Genomic DNA, 6,293 nt, shown 5'->3' with positions numbered 1-6,293 from the left:
ACAGCCACCGGCCCCACCGCCGCCACCGACATCTACACCGTCGGCCGCACCCTCGCGGTGCTGACCGTGAACATCCCGATGGTCGCCGGCCGCTACACCGACGGCATTCCGCATCCGGATGCCGAACCGGTCCTGGCTCGCTACGAATCCCTGCATCGGCTGCTGCTGACCGCGACCGATCCCGATCCGGATCGCCGGTTCCCGTCGGCACGGGTGATGACCACCCAGCTGGCGGGTGTGCTGCGCGAGATCCTGGCCGCCGAGACCGGTACCGAACATCCGCAACTGTCGACGCTGTTCAGTCCGCCGCGCACCAGTTTCGGCACCGACGAGCTGATCGGCCAGACCGATGTCTACGCCGACGGCGTGGTCCGCGGCAAGAACCTCGCGGCCCGCGATATCGCCGCCGCCCTGCCGGTCCCGCTGATCGATCCGGCCGATCCGTCGGCCGCGCTGCTGGCCGGGACCGCGCACTCCGAACCGGAACACGCCCTCGACGCGGTGCGGGCCGCGCGTCGGCGAGCCGAGACCGCGCCGGGTGGTGCGCCGGACAGTTTCGCCGCCGAGGCCACCCTGGCCGAGGTTCGCGTCCACCTCGATCTCGACGAGCCGGCCGCGGCCCGCGAGCTGTTGGACAACCTGGGCGAACACGATTGGCGCACCGACTGGTTCCAGGGCCTGATCGCGCTGCGCGAGCAGGACTACGAACGCGCCTATGACAGTTTCGACGCGGTGCTGTGCGCGCTACCCGGTGAGATCGCACCCAAACTCGCCATCGCCGCGACTGCGGAACTGGTTCTGCAACAGTGGGATTCGCCGGATCCCGCGCAGTGGCGGCACTGCGCCGAGAAGTTCTACGCCACGGTGTGGCGGACCGACCGCGGCGTGGTCAGCGCCGCCTTCGGGCTCGCGCGGCAATTGGCCGCCGACGGCCGGGTCGCCGCCGCGGTCGCGGCCCTGGACGACGTTCCCTCCGCCTCCCGCCACTACACCGAGGCGCGGCTGACCGCGGTCCTGCTACTCCTCACCGCACAACCCGCCGAGCCCGGTGATTCGGAGTCCGGGGACGGCGAGACACAGCGACACGCACAGGTCGACGCCGATCGGCTGGAGGAGTCCACCCTGCACGTCGCCGCGGCACGGCTGCAGGCCCTGCCCGCCGCGGAACGCCGGGTCGCGCAGCTGCGGGTCCTGGTTCTGGGCACCGCGCTCGCGTGGTTGCAGGCCGGTCACCGCCCACAGGCATCCGGCAGCACCCTACTCGGGCAGCCGTTCACCGAACGCGGGCTGCGTCGCGGGATCGAATCCGGGCTGCGCGCGCTGGCCCGCACCGCCCCCGGCCGGACACACCGGTACGCGCTGGTGGATCTGGCGAACGCGATCCGCGCCAAGAGCTGGTTCTGAGTCCGGTTCAGCCCACCAGCGCAGCGGCCGCCCGGGCGATGGCCAATTCCTCGTCGGTCGGCACCACCAGTACGGCGACCTCCGCGCCCGGCGGCGAGATATGGCGCGCCGCATGATCTTTCGCGGCGTTGCGCGCGGGGTCCACCGCGATGCCGAAGCGTTCCAGGCCGGCCAGCGCGTCGGCGCGCACCTGCGCGTTGTTCTCCCCCACCCCGGCGGTGAAGGTGATCACGTCGACCCGGCCCAGATCCACCAGATAGGCGCCGATGTAGTGGCGCAACCGATGCACGTAGACGTCGTAGGCCAACCGCGCCGCGGCATCACCGGAATCGATCAGGTCGAACAGCTGCCGGAAGTCGTTGACCCCGGACAGGCCCTTGATGCCGGAGCGGCGGTTGAGCAGTTCGTCGATGCCGTCGATATCCAGCCCCGCGGTCCGCGCCAGATGCAGCGGAATGCCCGGGTCGATATCGCCGGATCGGGTGCCCATGACCAATCCCTCCAGCGGCGTCAGTCCCATGCTGGTGTCGACCGCCCGGCCGCCGCGAATCGCCGACGCCGAGGCGCCGTTACCCAGATGCAGGACGATCTGGTTGTGCGTGGCCGGGTCGCCGCCGAGCAGTTCCGAGGCCCGCCCGGACACGTACTCGTGCGAGGTGCCGTGGAACCCGTAGCGCCGGACGCCGTGCGCGGCGGCGATCGTCGCGTCGATGGCGTAGGTCTTGGCGGCGTCGGGCAGTCCGTGGAAGAAGGCGGTGTCGAACACCGCGACCTGCGGGATATCGGGCAGCAGGGCGCGCGCGGAGCGGATGCCGGTGACGTTGGCCGGATTGTGCAGTGGCGCCAGGGTGGAGAGCTTGTCGATGGATTCCACCACGGCATCGGTGATCCGGGTCGGTTCGTAGAAGATCTCGCCGCCGTGCACGACCCGATGGCCGACCGCCGAGAGCCCCTCCCCGCTCAGATCGTGACCGCTGCGGGCGAACAGGTCGAACACCACCCGCAGCCCCGCGGCGTGATCGGCAATCGGCCCGGTGTGCTCGAATTTCTTTCCGTCACTGTGATGTTCGACGGTCACCTCGTCCTCGGACACCGGTTCCCCGATGCGCGACACCAGCCCGGAGGCGGACACGTTCGCCGAAACCGGGTCCAGCAGTTGATATTTGATCGACGACGACCCCGAATTGATCACCAATACCTGCATCAGCCCTCCAGTGTCTTGCGGGACACCCGCACCCGGTCGGCACAGCGAGCCGCTGCGCGATTGTCGCTCACCGTGCCTCCTGCTTCTGCGCCTGGATCGCCGTGATCGCCACGGTGTTCACGATGTCGGCCACCAGCGCTCCGCGCGACAGATCGTTGACCGGTTTGCGCAATCCCTGCAGCACCGGCCCGATCGCCACCGCGCCCGCACTGCGCTGCACCGCCTTGTAGGTGTTGTTCCCGGTGTTGAGGTCCGGGAAGATGAACACGGTCGCGCGCCCGGCGACATCGGAATGCGGCAGTTTGGTGCTCGCGACCGTCGGTTCGATCGCGGCGTCGTACTGGATGGGTCCCTCCACCGGTAGCTGCGGCGCCCGCCGATGCACCAGTTCGGTTGCGGCCCTGACCTTGTCGACGTCGGCGCCGGAGCCGGATTCGCCCGTCGAATACGACAGCATCGCCACCCGGGGTTCGATCCCGAACTGCTGCGCGGTGCGGGCGGAGGAGATCGCGATATCGGAAAGCTGTTCGGAGGTCGGATCCGGCACCACCGCGCAGTCGCCGTAGGCCAGCACGCGGTCGGCCAGGCACATCAGGAAGACACTCGATACCGTCGAGACGCCGGGTTCGGTCTTGATGATCTCGAACGAGGGCCGGATCGTATGCGCGGTGGTGTGCGCGGCGCCGGAGACCATGCCGTCGGCGATGCCCCGATACACCATCATGGTGCCGAAATACGAGATGTCGGCCATGAATTCGCGGGCCCGCTCGACCGTCATCCCCTTGTGCGCGCGCAGCCGCGCGAATTCCTCGGCGAACTCCGCGCGCAGCTCACTGGTGCGCGGATCGAGCACCTGGGCGGCGTCGATGTCGACACCGAGTTCGGCCGCGCGGGCGCGCACGGTGGCCTCGTCACCGAGGATGGTCAGCTCCGCGATCTTGCGTTGCAGCACGCGCCCGGCCGCCCGCAGGATGCGATCGTCGTCGCCCTCGGGCAACACGATCCGGCGCGGATCGGCGCGCGCCCGTTCCACCAGCTGATATTCGAACATCTGCGGCGTGACCACCGACGGCACCGGAACTTCGATGAGGTCCAACAGCTTCCGGCTGTCCACCCGCTGCTCCATCAGCGCCAGCGCGGTGTCGACCTTGCGCATACTGCTGAGCGAGACCCGCCCGCGGGTGTGGGCGGCGGCGCTGGCGGTGTCGAACGTGCCCAGTTGCGTGGTGAGGATGGGCAGTTTCGGCTTGAGGCCCTCCATCAGGCGCGCGATCGCCGGATCCGGCAACATGCCACCGTTCATGATGATGCCCGACAGCGACGGAAATCCCTCCGCCTCGTGCGCGTTCACCAGCGACAACAGGACGTCGGAGCGGTCGCCCGGCACGATTACCGCGACGCCGTCGCTGAGTCGCTCGAGAATGTGCTCGGCGGTCATCCCGCCGACCATCACCTTCAGCGCCTCGCGCTGCAGCAGTTCCGGATCGCCCGAGTAGACGGTGCCGTCGATGGCCTCGCAGAGTTCGTTCATGGTCGGCGCGGTCAGCAGCGGCACCTCCGGCATCGTCCACGACGGACAGGGCAGCACCCCCATGGCCTTCCGCACGTCCTCGAGCCGCTCGGGATCGCAGCGGTTGACGATGATCGCCATGAGCTGCGCGTGCTCGTGTTCGAGTTCGGCCTCGCAGACCCGGGCGACCTGCACGACCTCCTCGGGGCTGCGTCCGGCCCCGCGCAGCACCAGCAGCACCGGCGCGCCGAGGTTGACCGCGATCCGCGCGTTGTAGCGCAGTTCGCTCGGCCCGGCGACATCGGTGTAGTCGCTGCCGACCACCACCACGGCGTCGCAGACCTTGGCGACCTCGTGGAACCGCATCACGATCTCGCTGATCGCGGCGTCGGGATCGGCGTGCACCTGCTCGTAGGTCACCCCGACCGCCTGCTCGTAGTCGATATCGGCGGTGCAGTGTTCGAGCAGCAGCTCGAGAATGTAATCGCGGCCGCGATTGGACCGGGTGATCGGCCGGAAGACGCCCACCCGCGGCGTCGTCGCCGAGAGCATCTGCAGCATGCCCAGCGCCACGGTGGATTTGCCGGTGTCACCTTCCAGTGACGCGATGTACACGGTGGACGGTGCGGGTTCGGCCATGGTCCCGAGCTTAGTGAGCGGGTCGGGCCCGGCGGTCGCGCCCACGGCCGGTGCCGGTGAAATCACATCCGGCCGGTCGGAGGAATGCGACCCGCACCGATGCTCGAGCGTTCCGGACATGCGGCTGCGCTTCTCGGCCATTCATCGGCTCACGGATCGTCCGTAATCTCCTATTCATGCGACTCGGCACCTTCCTTCCCACGTCCACCCCCGATCCCCAGCGGCCGATCCTCGGCGATGTCGGCGCCGCGGCGCGGTTCGCCGAGGAGGTCGGCCTCGATTCGGTGTGGTCGACCGACCACCTCGTCGCCAGCGCGCCGATTCTGGAGAGTTCGGTCACGCTGGCGACCGCGGCCGCGGTGACCGAACGGATTCACATCGGCTACGGCGTGCTGCTGCTCGCACTGCGCCCGGCCGCGTGGGCGGCCAAACAGGTGAGCGCACTGCAGTACGTCTCCGGGAATCGGCTGCTGCTGGGCGTCGGCACGGGCAATCCCGCCCACGGCGATATCGGCTGGCGCGCGGCCGGGTTGCCGTTCGCCGACCGGGGCCGGCGCACGGACGAGAATCTGCGCGTGCTGCCCGATCTGATCGCCGGCCGCCCCGCCGTGCTGCCGGACGGCACCGAGGTCACCCTCTCCCCCGGCGCGACGGTTCCGCCGATTCTGGTGGCCGGCGACGGACCGCGCGCCCGGCGCCGCGCGGCCGAATTCGCCGACGGCTGGCTCGCGATCGGCCTCGCCCCGCAGGAAGTCGCTACCGCCACAAAGGAATTAACCGAATCCGCCGCTACGTTCGGGCGCAGCACACCCACCGTCTCCGTCGTCACGCCACTTCCCGCCGACCTCGGCGAAGCCCGGGAACTGTTCGATGCCTACGCCGAAGCGGGCGTCGACCACCTGCTCACCGCACCGCGTGACGGTGACTGGCACAAGGGATACGAATTCGTGGCCGCGGTCCGGACCGGTGGGCGGTAACTGCCGCTTGCCTCCGCGGCTCCGGCGAGAGCCTTAGGATCACTGTCCATGACGGCACAGTTTCCGGATCGGCAGTGGGGTTCGCGGACCGGTCTGCTCGGACGTACCGCGAGCGCGTTCGCCGCGACGAAATTCGGTTCGCTGGTGGTCCGCGCCCTCACACCGCTGGATCGGAAAGTGTTGCAGCGCACCGGCGCTCGCTACACCGTGCTCGGCCCGATCGGCGCGCCGATCGTCCTGCTCACCACCACCGGCCGCACCTCCGGGCAGCCGCGCACCTCACCGCTGCTCTACGTCCACGACGGTGACACGCTGTACGTGATCGGCAGCAACTTCGGTCAGGCCCGCCATCCCGCCTGGACCGCCAACCTGCTGGCACATCCCGAGGCGACGATAACCCTTGCCGGACAGAGCATCCCGGTACGCGCACAGCTGGTCGAGGATCCGGTGCGTAAACAACGGATCTTCGACCGGTTCGTGGAGACGACCGAGGCCTATGCCGCCTACCGCAGCCGGACGACGCGTGATCTGCGCCTGTTCGCCCTGACCAGGGCTTGAG

Annotated in this window: 5 protein-coding genes; 3 read left to right on the top strand and 2 right to left on the bottom strand. The window is 69.2% G+C overall.

The window, feature by feature from the left end; genetic code table 11:
• Positions 1 to 1,404: tetratricopeptide repeat protein (locus C8258_RS31185; RefSeq protein WP_304598386.1), on the top strand; the 1,404-nt coding region annotated here is incomplete at its 5' end.
• A 7-nt stretch (positions 1,405 to 1,411) separates the two neighbouring features.
• Here the strand turns inward: C8258_RS31185 and C8258_RS31180 are convergent.
• Positions 1,412 to 2,608 carry an acetate/propionate family kinase gene (locus C8258_RS31180; protein ID WP_106958190.1) on the bottom strand — a complete coding sequence of 399 codons (1,197 nt, stop codon included), beginning with the start codon at positions 2,606 to 2,608 and terminating at the stop codon, positions 1,412 to 1,414.
• A 67-nt stretch (positions 2,609 to 2,675) separates the two neighbouring features.
• On the bottom strand, positions 2,676 to 4,757 hold the full coding sequence (pta, locus tag C8258_RS31175) for a phosphate acetyltransferase (protein ID WP_106958192.1): 2,082 nt from the start codon (positions 4,755 to 4,757) through the stop codon (positions 2,676 to 2,678).
• A gap of 176 nt (positions 4,758 to 4,933) precedes the next feature.
• On the opposite strand from pta, the gene C8258_RS31170 reads away from it, so the two are divergent.
• Both C8258_RS31170 and C8258_RS31165 read left to right on the top strand, forming a co-directional pair.
• Positions 4,934 to 5,734, top strand: coding sequence for an LLM class flavin-dependent oxidoreductase (locus C8258_RS31170; protein ID WP_106958189.1), 801 nt, complete (start codon positions 4,934 to 4,936; stop codon positions 5,732 to 5,734).
• Positions 5,735 to 5,782: 48 nt separating this feature from the next.
• Entirely contained in the window at positions 5,783 to 6,292 is a 510-nt protein-coding gene (locus C8258_RS31165) for a nitroreductase/quinone reductase family protein (RefSeq protein ID WP_106958188.1), read from the top strand.
• The last annotated feature ends 1 nt before the right edge of the window (position 6,293 follow it).

The organism is Nocardia sp. MDA0666 (genome assembly GCF_003023875.1).
In the GTDB taxonomy this organism is placed as follows: Bacteria; Actinomycetota; Actinomycetes; order Mycobacteriales; family Mycobacteriaceae; genus Nocardia; species Nocardia aobensis.
This window is presented reverse-complemented; position numbering and strand designations above follow the sequence as displayed.